At 53.8% G+C, this 22,746-nt stretch carries 23 protein-coding genes; 17 read left to right on the forward strand and 6 right to left on the reverse strand.

Features of this window, described 5'->3' with window-relative positions:
• Positions 1-42 precede the first annotated feature (42 nt).
• Positions 43-381 carry a YecR family lipoprotein gene (gene yecR, locus ACNQ0T_RS00775; protein ID WP_022648524.1) on the reverse strand — a complete coding sequence of 113 codons (339 nt, stop codon included), beginning with the start codon at positions 379-381 and terminating at the stop codon, positions 43-45.
• 245 nt (positions 382-626) lie between these two features.
• Between yecR and ACNQ0T_RS00780 the strand changes: the two genes are divergently transcribed.
• Complete coding sequence (locus ACNQ0T_RS00780; protein WP_003859680.1) at positions 627-1,265, forward strand: RpiB/LacA/LacB family sugar-phosphate isomerase; 639 nt, start codon at positions 627-629, stop codon at positions 1,263-1,265.
• Positions 1,266-1,307: 42 nt separating this feature from the next.
• On the opposite strand, the gene ACNQ0T_RS00785 is transcribed toward ACNQ0T_RS00780, so the two are convergent.
• The gene (locus ACNQ0T_RS00785) at positions 1,308-2,726 is read right to left on the reverse strand and encodes an MFS transporter (RefSeq protein ID WP_417929391.1); all 1,419 of its coding nucleotides are present in this window, start codon (positions 2,724-2,726) and stop codon (positions 1,308-1,310) included.
• Positions 2,727-2,940: 214 nt separating this feature from the next.
• Between ACNQ0T_RS00785 and azuC the strand changes: the two genes are divergently transcribed.
• Together azuC and ACNQ0T_RS00795 are read left to right on the forward strand one after the other, a co-directional pair.
• A complete protein-coding gene (gene azuC / locus ACNQ0T_RS00790; RefSeq protein ID WP_003859682.1) occupies positions 2,941-3,024 on the forward strand; it encodes a stress response protein AzuC in 84 nt (27 codons plus the stop codon).
• A gap of 106 nt (positions 3,025-3,130) precedes the next feature.
• Positions 3,131-3,382: a DUF2766 family protein gene (locus tag ACNQ0T_RS00795; RefSeq protein ID WP_003859683.1), complete on the forward strand. Its 252-nt coding sequence runs from the start codon at positions 3,131-3,133 to the stop codon at positions 3,380-3,382.
• A gap of 80 nt (positions 3,383-3,462) precedes the next feature.
• On the opposite strand, the gene ACNQ0T_RS00800 is transcribed toward ACNQ0T_RS00795, so the two are convergent.
• Positions 3,463-4,806 carry an anaerobic C4-dicarboxylate transporter gene (locus ACNQ0T_RS00800; protein ID WP_063147768.1) on the reverse strand — a complete coding sequence of 448 codons (1,344 nt, stop codon included), beginning with the start codon at positions 4,804-4,806 and terminating at the stop codon, positions 3,463-3,465.
• A gap of 577 nt (positions 4,807-5,383) precedes the next feature.
• Positions 5,384-5,887 carry a non-heme ferritin-like protein gene (locus tag ACNQ0T_RS00805; RefSeq protein WP_022648520.1) on the reverse strand — a complete coding sequence of 168 codons (504 nt, stop codon included), beginning with the start codon at positions 5,885-5,887 and terminating at the stop codon, positions 5,384-5,386.
• A 504-nt stretch (positions 5,888-6,391) separates the two neighbouring features.
• On the opposite strand from ACNQ0T_RS00805, the gene ACNQ0T_RS00810 reads away from it, so the two are divergent.
• The 6 genes from ACNQ0T_RS00810 to otsA all read left to right on the forward strand — a co-directional run bounded on the left by ACNQ0T_RS00810 (position 6,392) and on the right by otsA (position 13,191).
• Positions 6,392-6,949: a DJ-1/PfpI family protein gene (locus tag ACNQ0T_RS00810; protein WP_048966695.1), complete on the forward strand. Its 558-nt coding sequence runs from the start codon at positions 6,392-6,394 to the stop codon at positions 6,947-6,949.
• Between the two features lie 315 nt (positions 6,950-7,264).
• Positions 7,265-8,254 (forward strand): arabinose ABC transporter substrate-binding protein AraF, encoded by a 990-nt coding sequence (araF, locus tag ACNQ0T_RS00815; RefSeq protein ID WP_023300466.1) that lies wholly within the window; start codon positions 7,265-7,267, stop codon positions 8,252-8,254.
• A 71-nt stretch (positions 8,255-8,325) separates the two neighbouring features.
• Positions 8,326-9,840 carry an L-arabinose ABC transporter ATP-binding protein AraG gene (araG, locus tag ACNQ0T_RS00820; RefSeq protein ID WP_417929393.1) on the forward strand — a complete coding sequence of 505 codons (1,515 nt, stop codon included), beginning with the start codon at positions 8,326-8,328 and terminating at the stop codon, positions 9,838-9,840.
• A 14-nt stretch (positions 9,841-9,854) separates the two neighbouring features.
• Positions 9,855-10,835 (forward strand): arabinose ABC transporter permease AraH, encoded by a 981-nt coding sequence (gene araH, locus ACNQ0T_RS00825; RefSeq protein ID WP_022648516.1) that lies wholly within the window; start codon positions 9,855-9,857, stop codon positions 10,833-10,835.
• Between the two features lie 153 nt (positions 10,836-10,988).
• Positions 10,989-11,792, forward strand: coding sequence for a trehalose-phosphatase (gene otsB, locus ACNQ0T_RS00830; protein ID WP_022648515.1), 804 nt, complete (start codon positions 10,989-10,991; stop codon positions 11,790-11,792).
• Complete coding sequence (gene otsA / locus ACNQ0T_RS00835; protein ID WP_058677595.1) at positions 11,767-13,191, forward strand: alpha,alpha-trehalose-phosphate synthase; 1,425 nt, start codon at positions 11,767-11,769, stop codon at positions 13,189-13,191. The genes otsB and otsA overlap by 26 nt, the downstream gene beginning before the upstream one ends.
• A gap of 15 nt (positions 13,192-13,206) precedes the next feature.
• Here otsA and uspC read toward each other — a convergent pair whose 3' ends face one another.
• On the reverse strand, positions 13,207-13,635 hold the full coding sequence (gene uspC, locus ACNQ0T_RS00840; protein WP_022648513.1) for a universal stress protein UspC: 429 nt from the start codon (positions 13,633-13,635) through the stop codon (positions 13,207-13,209).
• Positions 13,636-14,431: 796 nt separating this feature from the next.
• On the opposite strand from uspC, the gene flhD reads away from it, so the two are divergent.
• The 6 genes from flhD to cheW all read left to right on the forward strand — a co-directional run bounded on the left by flhD (position 14,432) and on the right by cheW (position 19,837).
• Complete coding sequence (gene flhD / locus ACNQ0T_RS00845; protein WP_003859693.1) at positions 14,432-14,782, forward strand: flagellar transcriptional regulator FlhD; 351 nt, start codon at positions 14,432-14,434, stop codon at positions 14,780-14,782.
• A 2-nt stretch (positions 14,783-14,784) separates the two neighbouring features.
• On the forward strand, positions 14,785-15,363 hold the full coding sequence (flhC, locus tag ACNQ0T_RS00850; protein WP_022648512.1) for a flagellar transcriptional regulator FlhC: 579 nt from the start codon (positions 14,785-14,787) through the stop codon (positions 15,361-15,363).
• A gap of 123 nt (positions 15,364-15,486) precedes the next feature.
• Positions 15,487-16,374, forward strand: coding sequence for a flagellar motor stator protein MotA (gene motA, locus ACNQ0T_RS00855; RefSeq protein WP_417929396.1), 888 nt, complete (start codon positions 15,487-15,489; stop codon positions 16,372-16,374).
• Positions 16,371-17,300: a flagellar motor protein MotB gene (gene motB / locus ACNQ0T_RS00860; protein WP_022648511.1), complete on the forward strand. Its 930-nt coding sequence runs from the start codon at positions 16,371-16,373 to the stop codon at positions 17,298-17,300. Before motA ends, motB begins: the two co-directional genes overlap by 4 nt.
• A 4-nt stretch (positions 17,301-17,304) precedes the next feature.
• The gene (gene cheA / locus ACNQ0T_RS00865; RefSeq protein WP_022648510.1) at positions 17,305-19,314 is read left to right on the forward strand and encodes a chemotaxis protein CheA; all 2,010 of its coding nucleotides are present in this window, start codon (positions 17,305-17,307) and stop codon (positions 19,312-19,314) included.
• Positions 19,315-19,333: 19 nt separating this feature from the next.
• On the forward strand, positions 19,334-19,837 hold the full coding sequence (cheW, locus tag ACNQ0T_RS00870) for a chemotaxis protein CheW (RefSeq protein ID WP_003859699.1): 504 nt from the start codon (positions 19,334-19,336) through the stop codon (positions 19,835-19,837).
• A gap of 96 nt (positions 19,838-19,933) precedes the next feature.
• Here cheW and ACNQ0T_RS00875 read toward each other — a convergent pair whose 3' ends face one another.
• Positions 19,934-21,193 carry a dicarboxylate/amino acid:cation symporter gene (locus ACNQ0T_RS00875; protein WP_023306494.1) on the reverse strand — a complete coding sequence of 420 codons (1,260 nt, stop codon included), beginning with the start codon at positions 21,191-21,193 and terminating at the stop codon, positions 19,934-19,936.
• A 427-nt stretch (positions 21,194-21,620) separates the two neighbouring features.
• On the opposite strand from ACNQ0T_RS00875, the gene ACNQ0T_RS00880 reads away from it, so the two are divergent.
• Both ACNQ0T_RS00880 and ACNQ0T_RS00885 read left to right on the forward strand, forming a co-directional pair.
• A complete protein-coding gene (locus ACNQ0T_RS00880; protein WP_022648508.1) occupies positions 21,621-22,193 on the forward strand; it encodes a spore coat protein U domain-containing protein in 573 nt (190 codons plus the stop codon).
• Positions 22,194-22,200: 7 nt separating this feature from the next.
• Entirely contained in the window at positions 22,201-22,746 is a 546-nt protein-coding gene (locus ACNQ0T_RS00885) for a spore coat U domain-containing protein (protein ID WP_022648507.1), read from the forward strand.

Raw genomic sequence — 22,746 nt, forward strand, 5'->3', positions numbered from 1 at the left:
TGTTCTTATTAAATAAACTGCCAGCGTGACTGGCAGTCGCGGTTAATACCACGGATTCTGGCTGGAAGAGGTAACGGCATATCCCTGACATTTATACTGAATGGTCACACTTTCGTTCAGACAGAGTGAACCGCTGATCAGGGTGCAGGTTTTAATCGGCTGCCCGTAGGCTGACGCGGAGGCGTAGCCCATACGTTGGCAGGCCTTTGTTGCCGTACCGTTATTAACATAGTCATCAGACCAGGCGTTTTGGAGCATGGTCTGGCCATAGTCGAGGCGCACAATTCCGTTTGGGGCATCAGTACTACTGACTTCTGCCTGACGGTTGATGCTGCACCCGGCGAGCAACAGGATCGTTCCGGCTATGATTACACGTTTCATGTTTCACTCTGCGTGACGGGAAATACGCCATTGTAACCAACGCGACGGGACGCAATGGCCGGAATAGCCGGAGGATCTGCCCTTTCACTGTACAACGAGCCGGGCCACCGCGCGAAATTGTGAGCGCATCTTTGTTTTTTAAAACAAGTTTTCACTTAATTTGAAAGTGCGTTTGTTTGATAGTAAGGTTAAGTTGAAAAGGTATCCACAGCGGGATCGCCCGCCATGCATTCAGGAGAGACAAGATGAAAATTGCACTGATGATGGAAAACAGCCAGGCCGCTAAGAATCCCATCATCCTTAATGAGCTGAAAGCCGTTGCTGATGAGAAAGGTTTCCCGGTCTATAACGTCGGTATGAGTGATGAGAACGATCATCATCTCACTTATATTCACCTGGGCATCATGGCGAGCATTCTGCTTAACGCTAAAGCCGTTGATTTTGTTGTCACCGGCTGCGGTACCGGGCAGGGCGCGTTAATGTCCCTGAACATCCATCCGGGTGTGATTTGCGGTTACTGCATCGATCCTGCGGATGCTTTCCTGTTTGCGCAAATCAACAACGGTAACGCGCTTTCTCTGCCGTTTGCGAAAGGCTTCGGCTGGGGAGCAGAACTGAACGTACGCTTTATCTTTGAGAAAGCGTTTACCGGACGCAATGGCGAAGGCTATCCACCAGAGCGTAAGGAGCCGCAGGTGCGTAACGCCGGTATTCTGAACCAGGTGAAAGCGGCGGTGGTAAAAGAAAACTATCTGGATACCCTGCGTGCAATCGATCCTGAGCTGGTTAAAACCGCCGTCTCAGGCCAGCGCTTCCAGCAGTGCTTCTTCGAGAACTGCCAGGACAAAGAGATCGAAGCCTTCGTGCGCGGTATTGTTGGCTGATTTCCTTTGCCGGGCGGTGCGTTGCCCGCCCGGCACAGAGCCTTACTTTTTCGATGATACCGCGCTGCCTGCATTTTTGGTCAGACGCAGCGTGTCAACCATTCCCACCAGGCAGATCAGCGCGATCGCCACAAATGCCAGCCGGAAGCTCATTCCCGGCATGCCGGCAATCCCCATCGTCTCACTGACTTTTTCCCCGATACGAATACCAATGGCCCCGAGCGTGATCCCAAGTCCCACGGCAAGCTGCGTTGCGGTTGAAAACAGCGTATTGGCATAGCTCATCTGCGCAGAGGGTACATCCGCAAAGGCCAGCGTACTGATGGCTGTAAACTGGATCGAACGAAAAACGCCACCCAGATAGAGGATCAGCATGACGAGCCACACAGGAGTCTGCGGCGTAAGAAAGGCGCAGGCCAGCAGCGCCAGGACATTCAGTGAACCGTTAATCAGCAACAGCCGCTTAAACCCCAGGCTGCGGATCAGGGGCGTCGTCGCCGGTTTAATGGTGAGATTGCCTACGAAAACGGCCAGCACCAGCAGGCCAGAATGGAACGCGTCCATGCCAAAGCCGACCTGGAACATCAGCGGTAACAGGAACGGAACCGCGCTGATGGAGGCGCGAAACAGCGATCCGCCGTACAGGGTGACGCGAAACGTCGGCACTTGCATCGCATCGAGCCTGATCATCGGCCAGGTTGCCCGCTTAAAGTGGCGAAGCGCCAGGCTCAACGCGACGACACCGACGATAAACAGCGTGGCGGTTAATTCTATCCGCAGAGGCTCTGCGCCCATCAACTCCATCGCATAAACCAGGCTCACCATGGCAAGGGTGGTGACCACAAAACCCGGCAAGTCAAACGGTCGGCGCGTATCTTCATGCAGGTCTGGAATGATTCGCAGTGCCAGCAAAATGGCGATTATCCCCAGCGGCACGTTAATAAAGAAGATCCAGCGCCAGTCGGCATAGCTTGTAATGAACCCGCCCAGCGGCGGGCCGATGATCGGCGCGACCAGCGCAGGCCACGTCAGGGTGGCGATTGCCGTGATGAGCTGATGCTTTGGCGTTGTACGTAACACGGCCAGGCGACCCACAGGCACCATCAGCGCGCCACCCATGCCCTGGAAGACGCGCATTGCGACAAACTCCTCGAGCGTGGTGGACAGGCCGCAAAATACCGAGGCCAGCGTGAAGATCGCCAGCGCGAGGGCAAATACTTTTCGCGCGCCGAAACGGTCGGCGATCCAGCCGCTGGCGGGGATCAGCACGGCAAGGGTGATCAGGTAGGCGCTGATGCCGATATTCAGATCCACGGCCTGTATGCCAAAGCTTTTTGCCATATCCGGCAATGCGGTGGCGATCACCGTCCCGTCCAGAAACTCCATAAAGAAAGCACCGGCCACCAGCAGTGCCGCAGGCGATAATCCATGGCTCTCTTTGCCGGATAGGTTTTCACTCATTCTCTTCCTGCCCGCTCAAAAAATTTTATAAAAATTTACTGGAATTTATAAGTCTGTAACCTGCGGATTTATCATGCCTTTTTTTAACAAACTGGCAGCACTGAGGGTTTATTAACCGTGATGCAGGTCACAAAATGGTTGATTTTTGTGATGGCGGTCATATTATAAGCGTATTGATAATAACACCTGCATAACACGTTACTGGAGCAACATAATGAAACTGCGCAAAATCCTGAAAAGCATGTGGGCTAACTACTGCACAACGTTTAAAGACGTCCCACCGGGTGCGATGTTCTGATAAAAAAACCTGCTTCGGCAGGTTTTTTTATGTCTGCGGACGACGAGAGGGAGATGGAAGGGCGTCTGTTTTGCTACTATGGCGGCCTTTGAATAAGGAGAACCCCATGTCACAAAACCTGAGCGCCGATCAGGAACTGGTATCTGACGTCGTCGCCTGCCAGCTGGTTATCAAACAAATCCTTGATGTGATTGACGTTATCGCGCCGGTTGAGGTACGCGAAAAGATGTCGACCCAGCTAAAAAACATCGATTTCACCAATCATCCTGCTGCGGCGGACCCGGTTACGCTCCGCGCGATCCAGAAAGCGATCGCGCTGATTGAACTGCGCTTCACGCCGCAGGGTGAGTCACATTAAAATAAACCGATGTTTTAAAATTAGAAACCGTTTTCTGATTTTACGTCGAAGGGCGACAGAGTCTGTCGCCCACAGAAGGCTCAAAAGAACGTCTGCACCAGCAGATAGCTCACCACGCAGGCACAGCTGACGCCAATCAGACCCGGCAGAATAAAGCTGTGGTTGATGATGAATTTACCGATGCGGGTGGTGCCGGAGCGATCGAATCCAATACAGGCCAGATCGCTCGGATAGGTGGGCAGCACAAAGTAGCCGTAGGAGGCCGGGAAGAAGGCCACCAGCATTTTCGGATCGATGCCTAACATCAACCCCATCGGGGCGACTGCGGTTAAGGCCGCGGCCTGGCTGTTGACCAGTTTCGACACCAGAAACAACACGATGGCATACGTCCAGGGATGACTCTTCACTACCCCCTCCAGTGCCATTTTCAGTTCGTCGAGATGCGCCTGGAAAAAGGTATCGCTCATCCATGCCACGCCAAACACCGAGAAGATGGCGACCATCCCCGCCTTAAATACCGCTCCGTTTGAAATGGCCGACGCATTAACCTTACAGGTCATCAGCATGATGGCCCCGGCAATAAGCATCATCATTTGAATGACAAGGTTCATCGACAGGGCCGTCATTTTGCCTTTGATCTCAAACGCCGGACGCAACTCGGGCAACGCACCCAGCAGGACCACAACCGCAATCCCGGCGAAGAAGATCCACGTTGACCAGTAGGCCTGTTTAGGGAAACGCTGATCCATCAACGTCTCCGTTCCCCCATAGATAAACTCACGCTGTTTCGGATCTTTCAGCTTTTCCTGAAATTCAGGATCGTCTGCGAGGTTTTTCCCCCGGCGCAGGCTCCACAGTGCCGCAATGGCGACGCCAGACAGTGAGGCCGGTACGGAAACGGCGAGGATTTCGAGGATCCCCCACGCGTGGCCGATACCGTTCTGCGCACCCAGAATTGAGACCAGCGAAACGACGGCCACGGAAACGGGGGAGGCGGTGATCGCCATCTGTGAGGCCACCGAGGCCACCGCCATCGGCCGTTCCGGGCGAATGCCTTTTTTCAGGGCGATATCCGCGATAATGGGAAACATAGTGTAGACGACGTGGCCGGTCCCGCAGAGAAAGGTCAACATCCAGGTGGTAAACGGCGCGAGAAGGGTGATGTGCTGGGGATGTTTTCGCAGCAGGCGCTCTGCGAATTGCATCATCACGTTCAGGCCACCGGCGGTCTGTAGTGTTGCCGCGCAGCCGATGACGGCGAGGATCGTGAGCATCACGTCAACCGGCGGTTTACCGGGTTGCAGACCAAAGACAAAACTCAAAATAAACAGGCCGATGCCGCTTATCAGCCCCAGGCCCATCCCGCCGAAGCGGGTACCTACCAGCAGGCAGAGGATAATGACAATAAACTCAATGGTGATCATGATGCTCCCTCGTTAATGAATGTAATTAAACAAATCATTACACGATGTGTGGTTATTCATTGGGAGCAAGATCTGATTTGTTAAATGTCAGCAAAAGCAGGGAGTTGGCACCCACTCCCTGACGGGCTGAGGGATCCCCAGTAATTTGAAAGCAAAAGCGATAACGTTGCCTTCAGAATAACTGAAGGCTTTCAGCGATGCCTCGGTCCGGCTGTAAATCGCTGAGGCGTTTCCTGTAGGCCGGGGCGAGGCGCAGGGATGCGCCGAGAGGGCGGGCTTTACAGGGATGTTACCTCCGCCCGTCCCCGATAAGCCGGAAGGAATAAGCCGAAGGTACCGCGCAGCGGCGATTTTCCGCCGGAAGCCCGGGTCGCCAGGGTGGTGGCGACTGAGCCACCCTGGCACGTTCACCGGTTATGCCGTGACAGAGTAGCAAGGAACATAAAGTGAACGGAATGACCACCAGAGCCGTATGTTCCCCCTCACCCCAGCCCTCTCCCTCAAGGGAGAGGGGGCCGTCTGTGCAGGCATTATTTTGTGGGGAACTCTCAGCCCTGACGGGAGCGGGTGAAGGAACTTAGTGGTGTTGCACGGTAGCAATGTCGAGAAGATGGCGGTCCGTCTGCTCCAGACAGATCCCCGCGCGTTTCGCGTTGCGGATTTCGTCTGCGAGCGTTTTCAGCAGCATGCCATCCTGCTGCTGCTCTCTGTCCATATCACGTAAAAACTTGAGGGTAATGATGTCCTGTTGCGCTTTGGCTTCATCGGCCAGCTTGTTCAGCTTTGTACAGCGTTGCTCATACTCTTCAAGCGTTTTCTGGAACAGTTCCTCCAGAGAGGAGTAATTATCTTCAATCGTTTCAAGCTCTTTGACTGTGGGATTGGCGCCGATGGCTTTCAAAAAGTTAAAGACACGCATCATGTGCGTGACGTTACTTTGCGCCTGAGTACGAAAGAAGGTGGCAGTGCCGTTGAGGCTTTTTCTGGAACACCAGGCGCTCAAATGCAGATGCAGATTTGAAGCATAAAACTCCAGGTTCATCTGGGCATTCAGTTTTTGCATCATCGTTTGGGTAGTCATACTCATATCCTTATTGACTGTGGGACTTGATGTCCGCTACGAAACCTGACCCGGCAGGTACTGACGATTGAATAACAGAAAAAGATTTCTGCAAGGTAAACAAACTCGAAAATTCACGTCCTGTGTTCGATTTAAATAAGCATACGCTTCTCTTGGAATTAAGAAAACTCTTAGTTGGGCTGTGTTTACCATACATTACAAATTTAAATATAGCGCAGAACAGAAAACAGGTGACGAGATAAAATATTTTTTATCTTTATGTTTTTAATGATATTAAAATCAGTACTTCCCATTTTTATCGTTTCAGGAAACCTTCTGTGGCGGGAAATTCTGTGAAAGTGTTAAATCAGAAATAATAACTGCAAATATATCCTGCTGTAGCAAATTTGAGCTAAATCAATTTTCACATAATATACGGTTCTGTGATCGCGTCGTAAGATTGTTATCTAACAAATCTGGAAAATGAAACGATGTTTTATATCTTTTCACCCGTAGAGGTTTATGATGACAAAAGTTGCGGTGCTGCTGGCACCTGGTTTTGAAGAAGCAGAAGCGATTATCACAGTGGATATCCTGCGTCGCTTGCAGATCGAGGTGGAAACGCTGGCCTGCGCGGAGTCCCGTGCGGTAGTGAGTTACCACAATATCCCCATGGTGGCTGACAGTACATTAACGGAACGTATTAATAGGCTGTATGACGCGGTCGTGTTACCCGGTGGGCCGCAGGGGAGTATCAATCTTGCGGCTAACCAGGAGGTGATCCGCTTTGTTTCCGCGCATGACGAGCACGGCAAACTCATCTGCCCGATCTGCTCTGCGGCCGCGCGGGTGCTGGGCGCAAACGGGCTACTGAAGGGGCGGCGCTACGTCTGTTCCGGCGATCTTTGGCAGACCGTTGATGATGGAGTATATGTAGATGCGCCGGTCGTGGAGGATAACAACCTCATCAGCGGCAAGGGGCTGGGGCACGCTTTTGACTTTGCGCTGACGCTCTCTGCGCGTCTGCTGGGCGACGACGCCCCCGTGCGCGATCATGCTGAACACATCTATTACCGCTGGTAAATTTCTGCCGGACGCTAAGGCGTCCGGGTTACAGGGATTTCTTAGCTGACCTTATGGATAATCCTGCTTAACTCCTTTCCATTTGTAGGACAATTACGTCCTTTTTTATGTCATTTTTCGCTGAATTTATGTACGCAATTACTGTAATTCTGCGGTGTGATGTCGCTCTCTTATGGATGATTAATTTCCCGCTAAAACTATCACCAGCAATAACGCTTATGACGAGGTAAGCGCTAATGCCTTGTTTTAAGTCCGATTAAATAAGTTGTTCGCCATTATTCCCTACAGATAAGAATGCTAAAGCTGGAGTTTACCATGCACAAATTTACTAAAGCGCTGGCGGCCATCGGCCTGGCTGCCGTTATGTCACAATCCGCTATCGCTGAAAATTTAAAGCTCGGTTTTCTGGTTAAACAGCCGGAAGAACCGTGGTTCCAGACCGAATGGAAATTTGCTGATAAAGCCGGAAAAGATTTGGGATTTGAGGTAATTAAAATCGCCGTACCTGACGGCGAGAAAACGCTTAACGCCATTGATAGCCTGGCGGCGAGCGGCGCGAAAGGTTTCGTTATCTGTACGCCGGATCCAAAGTTGGGTTCAGCGATTGCCGCGAAAGCGCGCGGTTATGACATGAAAGTGATTGCGGTGGACGATCAGTTCGTGAATGCCAAAGGCAAACCGATGGATACCGTTCCGCTGGTGATGATGGCGGCCACCAAAATCGGCGAGCGTCAGGGCCAGGAGCTCTATAAAGAGATGCAAAAACGCGGCTGGGATGTAAAAGAGACCGCCGTGATGGCGATTACCGCTGACGAGCTGGATACCGCCCGTCGTCGTACCACGGGCTCCATGGACGCCCTAAAAGCGGCTGGCTTCCCGGAAAAACAAATCTACAAAGTCCCGACCAAATCCAACGATATCCCGGGCGCCTTTGATGCGGCGAACTCCATGCTCGTCCAGCATCCGGAGGTGAAACACTGGCTGGTGGTGGGGATGAACGATAACACCGTGCTGGGCGGCGTGCGTGCAACGGAAGGCCAGGGCTTTAAAGCACCGGACATTATCGGGATCGGCATCAACGGCGTGGACGCCGTGAGCGAACTGTCTAAAGCGCAGGCGACCGGCTTCTACGGCTCTCTGCTGCCAAGCCCGGATGTCCACGGCTATAAATCCAGCGAAATGCTTTACAACTGGGTGACCAAGGGGGTTGAGCCGCCGAAATTCACCGAAGTAACCGATGTGGTGCTGATCACCCGCGATAATTTCAAAGAGGAGCTGGCGAAAAAAGGACTGGGCGGTAAGTAATACGCTGTGATTGCGCCCCTCACACGCCGTGAGGGGCCTGACGTACACACTACAGGAATCACGGAGTCGTTATGCAACAGTCTGATCCGTATCTCTCTTTCCGCGGCATCGGTAAAACATTCCCCGGCGTAAACGCGCTGACCGATATCAGCTTCGACTGCTATGCCGGTCAGGTTCATGCCCTGATGGGGGAGAACGGCGCGGGAAAATCCACGCTGCTAAAAATTCTCAGCGGCAACTACACGCCCACCACCGGCACGCTGGCCATTCGCGGCGAAGAGGTGGCCTTTGCCGATACCACGGCAGCGTTAAACGCGGGCGTCGCCATCATCTATCAGGAGCTGCATCTCATTCCTGAAATGACCGTGGCGGAGAACATCTACCTGGGCCAGCTTCCGCATAAAAGCGGCGTGGTCAACCGCTCGCTGCTCAACTATGAAGCGGGCTTGCAGCTCAGGCACCTTGGGCTGGATGTCGATCCGCAAACGCCCCTTAAGTATCTCTCCATCGGCCAGTGGCAGATGGTGGAAATTGCCAAAGCGCTGGCGCGTAACGCCAAGATCATCGCTTTTGACGAGCCAACCAGCTCGCTCTCGGCGCGTGAAATTGAAAACCTCTTTCGCGTGATCCGCGAGCTGCGCAAAGAGGGCCGCATCATTCTGTACGTCTCCCACCGTATGGAAGAAATTTTTGCCTTAAGCGATGCCATCACCGTGTTTAAGGATGGCCGCTACGTGCGCACCTTCACCGATATGCAGCAGGTCAATCATGACCAGCTGGTGCAGGCGATGGTCGGGCGCGATCTGGGGGATATTTACCACTGGAAGCCGCGCGAGTACGGCCCTGAGCGTCTGCGTCTGGATAGCGTTAAAGCCCCAGGCGTGCGCACACCTATTTCACTCTCGGTGCGCAGCGGCGAAATCGTCGGGCTGTTTGGCCTTGTCGGGGCAGGGCGCAGCGAGCTGATGAAAGGGCTGTTTGGCGGTACGCGCATTGCCCAGGGCCAGGTCTTCGTCGACGGGAAAAAGGTCGATATACAGAAGCCTGCGCAGGCGATTAACGCGGGCATCATGCTCTGTCCGGAGGATCGAAAGGCCGAAGGCATTATTCCAGTGCACTCGGTGCGCGACAACATCAACATCTCTGCCCGGCGCAAGTTCATCCGCGCGGGATGTCTGATTAACGACGGCTGGGAGGCGCGCAACGCTGATCACCATATCCGTTCGCTGAACATCAAAACTCCCGGGGCTGAACAGCTGATCATGAATTTGTCCGGCGGCAACCAGCAAAAAGCCATTCTGGGGCGCTGGCTGTCGGAAGACATGAAGGTCATTTTGCTGGATGAACCAACGCGCGGTATCGACGTGGGGGCGAAACACGAAATCTATAACGTCATCTATGAGCTGGCAAAACGCGGTGTGGCGGTGCTGTTCGCCTCCAGCGATCTGCCCGAGGTGCTGGGCGTCGCCGACCGTATTGTAGTGATGCGTGAAGGCGAAATTGCCGGTGAATTGCTGCATGAACAGGCGAATGAACAACAGGCGTTGAGTCTCGCCATGCCTAAAGTTAGCCAGGCTGTCGCCTGAGTAAGGAGTCAATGATGTCCTCTGTTACTACATCCGGAGCGCCGAAGTCGGCTTTCAGTTTTGGCCGCATCTGGGACCAGTACGGCATGTTGGTGGTTTTTGCCGCCCTGTTCGTTGCGTGCGCGATTTTTGTGCCAAACTTCGCGACCTTCATCAACATGAAGGGGCTGGGGCTGGCCATCTCCATGTCCGGCATGGTGGCCTGCGGAATGCTATTCTGCCTGGCCTCCGGCGATTTTGACCTGTCGGTCGCCTCGGTGATTGCCTGTGCCGGGGTCACCACTGCCGTGGTGATCAATATGACCGAAAGCCTGTGGATCGGCGTGCTGGCGGGGCTGATGCTCGGCGTGCTGAGCGGGCTGGTGAACGGCTTTGTGATTGCGCGCCTGAAGATTAACGCCCTAATCACGACGCTTGCGACCATGCAAATCGTGCGCGGTCTGGCCTATATCATCTCCGACGGTAAGGCGGTGGGGATTGAAGACGAGCGCTTCTTTACGCTGGGCTATGCCAACTGGCTGGGCTTGCCTGCGCCTATCTGGCTGACGGTAGCCTGTCTGATCCTGTTTGGTTTCCTGCTTAACCGCACCACCTTTGGTCGTAATACCCTGGCGATTGGCGGGAACGAGGAAGCGGCGCGTCTGGCGGGTGTCCCGGTCGTACGGACCAAGATCATTATCTTCGTGCTTTCCGGGCTTGTGTCGGCAGCGGCGGGGATTATTCTGGCGTCGCGTATGACCAGCGGCCAGCCAATGACCTCTATCGGTTATGAGCTGATTGTCATTTCAGCCTGCGTATTGGGGGGTGTATCCCTCAAGGGCGGCATCGGAAAAATCTCATATGTGGTGGCGGGGATCCTGATTCTGGGGACCGTGGAGAACGCCATGAACCTGCTTAATATTTCTCCGTTCTCTCAGTACGTCGTACGCGGCCTGATCCTGCTGGCAGCAGTGATCTTCGACCGTTACAAGCAAAAAGCTAAGCGTACCGTCTGATTTATTTTTAGCCACTCATCTGCTCAACTATTAACCATAGTTGACCCCCTGACCGGCCCGCCAGTTATGCTGACGGGCCGGTTGCTAAATGGCGAGCGCCGTCACACTGTCTATACTTACATGGCTGTTTTGTTCACTGTAAGGAGGATTAGGGTGGCTGACTTGTTAACCGCACCGCCTGTACTGCCCGGAAAATTTGCTTTCTTTTTTGACCTCGACGGGACGCTCGCCGGAATTGAACCGCATCCTGACGACGTCGTTGTACCGGATCTGGTGTTAGAGAATTTGCAGCAGCTCTCCCGACAGAACGAGGGGGCACTGGCATTGATTTCAGGGCGCTCAATGGCCGAGCTGGATGTGCTCGCCAGTCCTTATCACTTTCCGCTGGCCGGTGTGCACGGAGCGGAGCGCCGCGATATCCATGATCAACTGCATATAGTTTCACTCCCCGATACGCTGGTTCAGGCGCTGCATGCGCAACTCTCTTCTGCTCTGGAACTGCTTCCAGGTACGGAACTGGAAGCCAAAGGCATGGCCTTTGCGCTGCACTACCGTCAGGCGCCTCACCATGAGGCGGCGATCTTTTCGGTAGCAAGAAGCGTGGCGGAAGCCCATCCGGAGCTGGCGTTACAGCCGGGTAAATGTGTGGTCGAGATTAAACCAGCAGGAATTAATAAAGGCGCTGCCATTGCAGCGTTTATGGCGGAAGCGCCGTTTAAAGGGCGTACGCCAGTATTTTTTGGGGATGACCTGACCGATGAGGCCGGGTTCAGCGTGGTAAACCAGGCCAGTGGCATGTCTGTCAAGGTAGGGCCGGGTGAAACCGTTGCCGGATGGCGGCTGGAAAACGTCGCCAGCGTCTGGCAGTGGATATCTGATGTCGCTAACCAGCAACAACAACAAATAGCGCAAAACAACGGGAGAAATCATTATGGGTCGCTTAGTCGTCGTCTCTAATCGCATCGCACCGCCGGATGATAAAAAAGCCAGTGCCGGTGGCCTGGCGGTCGGGGTATTAGGTGCCCTCAAAGCCGCGGGTGGTCTCTGGTTTGGCTGGAGCGGGGAAATCAGTAATGATGAGAAACCGCTTAAAAAGGTGTCACGGGGCAATATCACGTGGGCTTCCTTCGCACTCAGTGAGAAGGACTATGATGAATATTATTCCGAGTTCTCAAACGCCGTGCTGTGGCCAGCGTTTCACTATCGTCTGGACCTGGTGAAATTCCAGCGTGAATCCTATGAAGGCTATATGCGCGTTAATGCGCTGCTGGCAGATAAACTGCTGCCGCTGATCGAAGAAGACGATATTTTATGGATCCACGATTACCATCTGCTGCCTTTCGCCAGAGAGCTGCGAAAACGTGGTGTGAATAACCGAATCGGTTTTTTCCTGCACATCCCTTTCCCGACGCCGGAGATTTTCACGGCACTGCCGCAGCATGAAGAGATCCTTGAGGCGCTGTCCGATTACGACCTGCTCGGTTTCCAGACGGAAAACGACAGGCTGGCCTTCCTCGACAGCGTGTCCGGTAAAACCCGACTGGTTACTCACGGCGGCAAATCTCACACCGCGTGGGGACGTCATTTCCATACCGAGGTCTACCCGATTGGTATTGAGCCAGACGAAATTGCCGAGCAGGCCTCCGGTCCATTGCCTCCGAAGCTTGCCCAGCTTAAGGATGAACTCAAGCACGTTAAGAATATCTTTTCGGTTGAACGACTTGATTATTCCAAAGGGTTGCCGGAGCGATTCCTCGCGTACGAAACCCTGCTGGAAAAATTCCCGCAGCATCACGGCAAGATTCGTTATACCCAGATAGCGCCGACCTCACGCGGTGAGGTTCAGGCCTATCAGGATATCCGTCACCAGCTTGAGACCGAAGCAGGGCGCATCAACGGGCGCTACGGGCAGCTTGGCTGGACACCACTTTTCTATTTGAATCAGCACTTTGAGCGCAAAATTCTGATGAAAGTGTTCCGCTATGCGGACGTCGGGCTGGTCACGCCCCTACGCGACGGGATGAATCTGGTGGCAAAAGAGTATGTTGCAGCACAAGATCCTGCTGACCCGGGTGTGCTGGTGCTGTCTCAATTTGCCGGTGCGGCAAACGAGTTAACCTCAGCGCTGATTGTAAACCCTTACGATCGCGATGACGTGGCAAATGCCCTGAACCGTGCGTTAACTATGCCGCTTGCGGAACGTATTTCACGCCATTCGGAAATGATGGAGACCATCATGAAGAATGATATTAACCGCTGGCAGGCGCGTTTTATTGACGATTTGCGCGCGATCCAGCCGCAAAGTCAGGAAGGTGATCTGCAAAAAAAGATCGCGACCTTCCCTAAACTCGCCTGATTTTCTCCGGGGGCATTAATTGCCCCCAAGAGGCACCAGCAGGACATCAACCTGGCTTGACGAAACGATAGATTTTGCCGAGCATGCCGCACGAGAAAAAAAACTCTGGTTATGATTTCCGCAAATAACCAGGTCAATATTCTCTTTCTGACAGATGTCGAGTATATGCGCGCTTAATTCACCGGTCGCGATAACGGTCTGATGAATCGGATAGTCTGCCCTCTCCACCAACTCTTGCAGGAATTGGTGCGTTTCCTCCTGCAATACCTCACGTATATCTTCCAGCATCGGCGCAGCCAGCTGATTATACATTTCGGGTTCCGCGGCCAGCGTGATCAGGCTGATGCGGGCATTGGCGGGGCGGGCGATGGATACGGCTCGGGCGACAAGCTGGTGGCTTTCGGGAGAAACAGCAACTGAAACAAGCAGATGGGAGTAACTCATCACGCACTCCTTTGATGTCAGAATGACAAGTTTTCCCAGCTTTACCGCGAAAATGTCATTACTGCAAGAGGTGAATGCGTCATTAGTGTGAAGCTTATCATAATTATTCATTAATTATTCTTATAAGAAGAATAACTGAAAAGATGGCCTAAATGAAAAAAATTAACAGCTTAACGTAAATTACACATTTTCCCTTCCGGGTGGTTAACACGCCTTAACTCATCATCAACCCGGCGTAGATCGTTACGCAACGAAACTGATTTTTGTGTTGCCAGCGTTAACCCCCTGTTTTTACTTTATTAATTAATGGTAGTTTCAACGTGAAGTTTTCCCCATAGCAGATCAATGCGGATTTGCCCTGTCTTTACATTTCCCAGACCCAATTCCCCCGTCAGGATGCATGAGTATTCGTTCCTGAAGAATATAAACAAGCTTGGGTTGGATAAAAAACACCCAAATTACAAGTCACGCTGATGGATTTATGGGTTACATTCGCGTAAATTATGTGACACAGATCACATTTTTTTTAAATTCCAGGGGGGGCTGCATTGTATGTGTCAAAACTGACGAGTAGAGTTTGCGTCGAATTAGGAAAAATCTTAGTTATTTGTAAGAAAAGATAAAATGTGTAACCGACATTTTGGCCATGTTAACCGGTCACGCGCTTTACGACGTACAAACCTAAATTCAACTATGCATTTGGCCTTTTCTTTTTATACCGGGTGATTTCCCGGCGACATCACGGGGTGCGGTCTTTCCGCATAAAAATAATAGTTGGTTATTCGGGATGGGAAAAATGCATACATCCGAGTTGCTAAAACATATTTACGACATCAATTTGTCGTATTTATTGCTCGCGCAGCGTTTGATTAGTCAGGACAAACCGTCAGCGATGTTTCGTCTGGGTGTTAACGAAGAGATGGCAACCATGCTGGGGGGATTAACACTTCCGCAGATGGTCAAGCTGGCTGAAACCAATCAGCTTGTCTGCCAGTTCCGTTTCGATAACCCGCAGACCATTACGCGTCTGACTCAGGAATCCCGCGTGGACGATCTGCAACAGATCCACACCGGTATTCTTCTCTCCACCCGCCTGCTCAACGAAATCAGCCAGCCTGACGACGTAGCCCGGAAGAAAAGGGCTTAACAATGAGCGAAAAAAGCATTGTTCAGGAAGCCCGTGATATCCAGCTGGCAATGGAACTCATCACGCTGGGTGCGCGTTTACAAATGCTGGAAAGCGAGACGCAACTGAGCCGTGGTCGTTTGATCAAGCTGTACAAAGAATTGCGTGGTAGCCCACCGCCAAAAGGCATGCTGCCGTTTTCGACTGACTGGTTCATGACCTGGGAGCAGAACATCCATGCTTCCATGTTCTGTAACGCCTGGCAGTACCTGCTTAAAACGGGCTTATGCAGCGGCGTGGATGCCGTGATTAAAGCCTACAAACTTTACCTTGAGCAATGCCCGCAGCAGGAACAGGGACCCCTGCTGGCGCTGACCCGCGCCTGGACGCTGGTGCGTTTTGTTGAAAGCGGAATGCTTGAATTGTCGCGCTGCAACTGCTGTGACGGCAATTTTATTACCCACGCGCACCAGCCTGCGGGCAGCTTCGCCTGTAGTTTATGCCAGCCTCCATCCCGAGCCGTAAAAAGACGTAAACTTTCCCGGGATGCTGCCGATATTATTCCACAACTGCTGGATGAACAGATCGAACACGCTGTTTAACCCGAACCTGTGGGCAAGATTCCAGCAGCGGTAAGCGATTACCGCTGCTTTTTTTTACCCTGCGTTCAGGTCACGCGCTCGAAATGAACGTCCTGCCATAGTCACTAGCGGAAGGATGATGTCGTGCTTATCTTATTAGGTTACCTGGTAGTTCTCGGTACAGTTTTCGGCGGTTACATGATGACCGGCGGGCACCTTGGAGCACTCTATCAACCGGCTGAACTTGTCATCATCGGCGGTGCAGGGATAGGGGCTTTTATCGTTGGTAACAACGGTAAATCGATCAAGGGCACGCTGAAGGCGATTCCGCTGCTGTTTCGTCGCTCGAAATACACCAAAAGCATGTATATGGATCTTCTGGCGCTGCTCTATCGCCTGATGGCGAAGTCACGTCAGCAAGGAATGTTCTCGCTGGAGCGGGACATTGAAAACCCGAAAGAGAGCGAAATTTTCGCCAGCTACCCGCGTATTCTGGCTGACGCGATGATGCTCGATTTTATCGTCGATTACCTCCGGCTGATCATCAGCGGCAACATGAACACCTTCGAAATTGAAGCCCTGATGGACGAAGAGATCGAAACCCACGAGAGCGAATCCGAAGTGCCGGCCAACAGCCTGGCGCTGGTGGGCGACTCGCTTCCAGCGTTCGGTATCGTGGCGGCGGTCATGGGCGTCGTTCATGCCCTGGCCTCGGCGGATCGCCCGGCGGCTGAACTGGGCGCCCTGATTGCCCACGCAATGGTGGGGACGTTCCTCGGTATTTTACTGGCATACGGCTTTATCTCCCCGCTGGCGAGCGTGCTGCGCCAGAAGAGCGCTGAAACCACCAAAATGATGCAGTGCGTGAAAATTACGCTGCTCTCAAACCTCAACGGTTATGCGCCACCGATCGCCGTCGAATTTGGCCGTAAGACGCTCTACTCCAGCGAACGTCCGTCGTTTATCGAACTGGAAGAGCATGTGCGCGCGGTGAAAAACCCCAACCAACAGACGACAACTGAGGACGCATGAAAAACCAGTCCCATCCGATCGTCATCGTAAAAAAACGCAAGCATAAGGGGCACGGGCACGGTTCTCACGGCTCATGGAAGATCGCGTACGCCGACTTTATGACCGCCATGATGGCCTTCTTTCTGGTGATGTGGCTGATCTCCATCTCCAGCCCGAAAGAGCTTATTCAGATTGCGGAATATTTCAGAACGCCGCTGGCGACGGCGGTCACCGGCGGGCCGCGCATTTCGAACAGCGACAGCCCGATCCCCGGCGGCGGTGACGATTACACCCAGCAGCAGGGCGAAGTGAAAAAACAGCCTAACATCGACGAGCTGAAAAAACGGATGGAGCAGGCGCGCCTGAAAAAACTGCGCGGTGACCTGGATCAGCTGATTGAGGCGGACCCTAAACTGCGCGCGCTGCGTCCGCATCTGAAAATTGACCTGGTGCAGGAAGGGCTGCGTATTCAGATCATCGACAGCCAGAACCGACCGATGTTCAAAACCGGCAGTGCCGACGTGGAGCCCTACATGCGCGATATTCTGCGTGCGATTGCACCGGTGCTGAACGGCATTCCGAACCGCGTTAGCCTCTCCGGTCACACGGATGATTTCCCGTACGCCACGGGAGAGAAGGGATACAGCAACTGGGAGCTTTCTGCCGATCGCGCCAACGCCTCGCGTCGCGAGCTGGTGGCGGGTGGGCTTGATGATGGCAAGGTCCTGCGCGTGGTCGGCATGGCTGCAACCATGCGCCTGACCGACCGCGGACCGGATGACGCCATCAACCGTCGTATCAGTCTTTTAGTGCTGAACCAGCAGGCGGAGCAGGCCATCCTGCATGAAAACGCCGAAAGTCAGAATGAGTCACTGGACGATTTAAAACAGCCTGGGGCCGTCCCTTCGGCTGCCGTTCCAACATCGCCACCAGCCAATCCGAGGTGATAGCGTGAGCATGGATATTACCGATTTTTACCAGACATTTTTTGATGAAGCCGACGAATTGTTGGCCGATATGGAGCAACATTTGCTGGATCTGGTGCCCGAGGCACCGGACTCAGAACAGCTCAACGCCATCTTCCGTGCGGCGCATTCCATTAAAGGCGGAGCCGGAACGTTTGGATTTACCATTTTGCAGGAAACGACCCATTTAATGGAAAACCTGCTGGATGAAGCACGACGCGGTGAGATGCAGCTCAATACCGACATTATCAACCTGTTTTTGGAAACGAAAGATATTATGCAGGAACAGCTCGACGCCTATAAAAGTTCGGCAGAGCCTGATGCCGCCAGCTTTGAATACATCTGCAACGCGCTGCGTCAGTTAGCGCTGGAAGCCAAAGGTGAGGCGTCTGCGCCCGTTGTCCCTGCGGCAAAACTGAGCGTTGTTGACGCCGCGGCCAAACCAGACAGTGCGCCTGATGCGCCCGCAGGAAAATTGCGCGTAGTGCTGTCACGGCTGAAAGAGAACGAGGTCAACCTGCTGGAAGAGGAGCTGGGTAACCTGGCGACGCTCAGCAACGTGGTGAAGGGTAAAGACAGCCTGGCCGCGACGCTCGACGGCGGGATCGGTCAGGATGACATTGTGGCGGTGCTGTGCTTCGTGATTGAAGCGGATCAAATTGCGTTTGAAACCGAGGCGGCGGCCGTTGAAGTGCCCGCGCCGGCAGAAATTGCCCCTGCGGTAGTTGCCGCTGCCCCTGCACTGAAAGCCGTGCCCAAAGAGACGGCCGCCCCGGCCCGCGGTGAAAAACCGGCGGCGCGCTCCAGCGAGTCAACGAGCATTCGCGTGGCGGTGGAGAAAGTGGATCAGCTGATCAACCTGGTGGGTGAACTGGTGATCACCCAGTCGATGCTGGCCCAGCGCTCCAACGAGCTGGACCCGGTGACCCACGGCGATCTCATCACCAGCATGGGCCAGTTACAACGTAACGCCCGCGATTTGCAGGAATCGGTGATGTCCATCCGCATGATGCCGATGGAATATGTCTTCAGCCGCTTCCCGCGCCTGGTGCGCGACCTGGCCAGCAAGCTCAACAAACAGATCGAACTCACGCTGATGGGCAGCTCCACCGAGCTGGATAAGAGCCTGATTGAACGCATTATCGACCCGTTAACGCACCTGGTGCGTAACAGCCTCGACCACGGCATTGAGCTGCCGGAAAACCGCGTGGCAGCCGGAAAATCGCCAGTGGGCAACCTGATCCTGTCAGCAGAACATCAGGGCGGCAACATCTGCATCGAAGTGACCGATGACGGCGCGGGCCTGAACCGCGAGCGTATTCTGGCGAAGGCGATTTCGCAGGGCATGGCGGTCAACGAAAACATGACTGATGAAGAAGTGGGCATGCTGATTTTTGCCCCAGGCTTCTCAACCGCAGAGCAGGTCACCGACGTTTCCGGCCGCGGCGTGGGCATGGACGTGGTGAAACGTAACATTCAGGAGATGGGCGGTCACGTTGAGATCCAGTCTAAGCAGGGCGCGGGCACCACGATCCGTATCCTGTTGCCGCTGACGCTGGCCATTCTTGACGGCATGTCCGTTAAAGTGGCGGATGAAGTCTTTATTCTGCCGCTGAACGCGGTGATGGAATCCCTCCAGCCGCGCGAAGAAGATCTGCATCCGCTGGCGGGCGGCGAGCGCGTGCTCGAAGTGCGCGGCGAGTACCTGCCGCTGGTGGAACTGTGGAAAGTGTTCGAAGTGGACGGGGCAAAAACCGAGGCCACGCAGGGTATCGTTGTGATCCTGCAAAGCGCCGGACGCCGCTACGCGCTGCTGGTCGATCAGCTGATTGGTCAGCATCAGGTGGTGGTTAAGAACCTGGAAAGTAACTACCGCAAAGTGCCGGGGATCTCTGCTGCCACCATCCTGGGTGATGGTAGCGTCGCGCTGATCGTCGATGTATCGGCACTTCAGGGATTAAATCGTGAACAACGTGTGGCGAACACAGCCGCCTGATTAAGTAAAAGGTAATAACATGACCGGTATGAGTAACGTAACGAAACTGGCGGGCGAGCCATCTGGGCAGGAATTCCTGGTTTTCACTTTAGGTGATGAAGAGTACGGTATCGACATCCTGAAAGTGCAGGAAATTCGCGGGTACGATCAGGTAACGCGCATCGCGAACACGCCAGCGTTTATCAAGGGTGTGACCAACCTGCGCGGTGTGATTGTGCCTATCGTGGATCTGCGCGTGAAGTTCAGCCAGGGCGATGTGGAGTACAACGATAACACGGTGGTGATTGTTCTGAATCTGGGGCAGCGTGTGGTGGGGATTGTGGTGGACGGCGTGTCAGATGTGCTGTCGCTGACCGCCGATCAAATCCGTCCTGCGCCGGAGTTTGCGGTCACGCTGTCGACGGAATACCTGACAGGGCTGGGTGCGCTCGGCGAGCGTATGCTGATTCTGGTGAATATTGAGAAGCTGCTGAACAGCGAAGAGATGGCGCTGCTGGATATTGCGGCGAATCACGTGGCATAAAATAATGCCGGGTGGTGGCTTCGCCTTACCCGGCCTACAAATGGCTCGAACACGTAGGCCGGGTACGCGTCAGCGCCACCCGGCTCTTTTGTATCTTTACGCCTCCTGCTCCACCAGCTCAGCCTCCGCTTCCCGCGCCCCTTCATTCTGCGACAGCATCGCCGTCGCAATCCCGTTCCCCAGCACGTTAATGGCCGATCTCCCCATATCCAGGAAATGGTCAATCCCCATTAGCAGCAGGATCCCGGCTACCGGAATGTTAAAGCCTGGAATGGTTGCCGCCAGCACCACCAGCGACGAGCGCGGTACGCCCGCAATGCCCTTCGAGGCCAGCATCAGCGTTAACATCAGCACCGTCACCTCGGTAAAACTCAGGTGAATGTTGTACGCCTGGGCAATAAACATTGAGGCGAACGAGCAGTACACCATGGAGCCGACCAGGTTAAACGAGTAGCCGATCGGCAGGACGAAAGAGGCGATATTCCGTGAACAACCAAAGCGCGCTAACTGCTCCAGCGTTTTAGGGTATGCCGCTTCAGAGCTGCTGGTGGTAAACGCCACCAGCACCGGATCTTTCAGCATCGCCACCAGACGGAAAATCTCTTTCTTCAGTACCATGTAACCCACGGCCAGCAATACCAGACAGGTCAGGAGGATCGCCACATAATAACCGCCAATAAACGAGGCATAGTTCAGCAAAATGCCCAGCCCCTGGGTGGCAATGACGGACGAAATCGCCGCGAAAATGGCCAGCGGCGCAACGTACATCACGTAGCCCGTCACCTTCAGCATAATGTGGGATACCACATCCAGCGCCGCGACCAGCGGGGCGTTGAATTTTTGGCCCAGTGACGCGCCGCCAATGCCGAAGAACATCGAGAAGACCACAATTTGCAGGATCTCATTGTTCGCCATCGCGCCGGCAATGCTGGTTGGAATGGTGTGTGACAGGAAGGCTTTCAGCGACATCCCGCTCACGGCCAGGCCGGTATCAACCGTCTCTGTCGGAATGCTCAGGTTCAGACCGCTGCCGGGTTGTTCAAGGGTAACAATAAACAGCCCCACCAGAATGGAAAGTACGGATGAGCTGATAAACCACACCATCGCTTTACCCCCGACGCGCCCAATCGTAGACGTTTCACCCAGCCTCATAATGCCCACCGTCAGGGTGCTGAACACCAGCGGGGCTATCACCATCTTGATCAGCCGCAGGAAAATATCGGTCAGCAGGGTGATGTTCTCCGACCAGGCCTGTATCGCGTCGGACGAAGCATACTCATGGATCGCCGCACCGGAAAGAATGCCCGCCAGCATGAAAATCACGATGAAGAGCGTGAGTTTGTTTGCACTTGCCACAAAAAGATCCTCTATGCGCTAAAAGAGTTTCCTGCGTCAATGCATACAAAATTTTTATTTAAGCGCAGGAAAATATTCGGGGCATAAATTGAAGTAAAGCTGCGTGAGTTACAACTTGTTTTTAATTTTTATGAAATTCGTTGTTTTTATCATGACGATATATTGTGACTCAGATCACACTACAGGCGATATATCCTCAAGTTAAGCAAGAATAATGCCCATTTTTTTTTGCTAACCCTTTGTAATGTTTGTTAATAACCTGTTAATTCGAGCGGGGTTGCCCTCTTTTTGATGAAAGTGGTTGAAGTGCTAACCATAAACTAAATTCTCAGTAACCGCGCCGGGGAATGTTTAAGCGGGGCTAACATACTGAACAGTATGAATAAAATATGGCAAGCGAACCTATATTTCTTCTGGAGGGTGGTAAATGAAAAGAAAACTTCTTTTTATCTGCGCGGGCACGCTGCTGACGGCGGCAACGGTCGGTCAGGCTCTCGCGGTCACCAGTAGCGGCACTATCGGCGCGACGTTGACGCTGACAAACGGCTGCTTGATCAACGGCTCGCCAACGCAAAACGGCATTAACTTCGGGACGCTGGATTTCGGCACTCATCCTGCAACATTCTCCACCCTGACAACCCAGTTAACCGGTGCCAGCGGAGGAAACACCTTTACCATTCAATGTACCACTGCCAGTTACACGGTGGCGATCACCGGCAACACCAACGCTACCGCACCCGGAACCGTTGTCGGCACCCCAGGTACGCCGGGCCGCTATCTGGTCAACACCGCCAATGCGGCGCAGGGCGTTGCCTACAGCCTGTTCAGCGATAGCGGTTACAACAACGTGGTTGCGAACAATGCCGCGTTGCCGGTCGCCTCTACTGCGGGTGGGGTGGATAGCTACACCCTCTATGCACGCATTACGGGCGGCGGCAATAGCGTGACGGTCGTACCGGGAACCTATACCGACACGATTAACGTCAGCGTCACCTACTGATTCAGCCATGAAGGCATTGTTATGTCTGCGCGACAGCGCAGAGGGCGTCGTGCACCCTTTTTTGACCCTGTTGGTCGGGCTGATGTTGATCCCAGACGCCGGGGCGGTGACGTCTCAGTCATTCAGGGTGAGCGCGACGGTTGTGCCTGGATGCTCGGTGAGCACCGGCACCGGCGGGCGTTTCGGTACGCTGAATTTCGGGACCCGCAGCGGCGTGGAGAGCGCACCGGTCAGCACCAGCTTTGTTGCCGACGGCGCGTTGTCCATCGCCTGCACACCGGGTGTGGCGCTAAGTATGAGCATTAATGGCGGTCAGAATTATAGCTCTGTGCGGCGGATGACGCGTTCAGGCGGGACAGAGGTGGTCGGTTACCGGCTCTACAGCAGCAGCTCTCTGGCCGCAAACAGTGAAATTGGGGTTAACCAGGCAATACCGATTACCTATACCAACAGCAATAACATCGCGCTGCCTCTTTTTGGCGTCGCGCTTTTGACCGGGTTTAGCCCGTCAGGAACGTATTCAGATCAACTCACCGTGACCTTGTCATGGTAG

Source organism: Enterobacter cloacae complex sp.6700776 (assembly GCF_048284255.1).
Taxonomy (GTDB): Bacteria; Pseudomonadota; Gammaproteobacteria; order Enterobacterales; family Enterobacteriaceae; genus Enterobacter; species Enterobacter intestinihominis.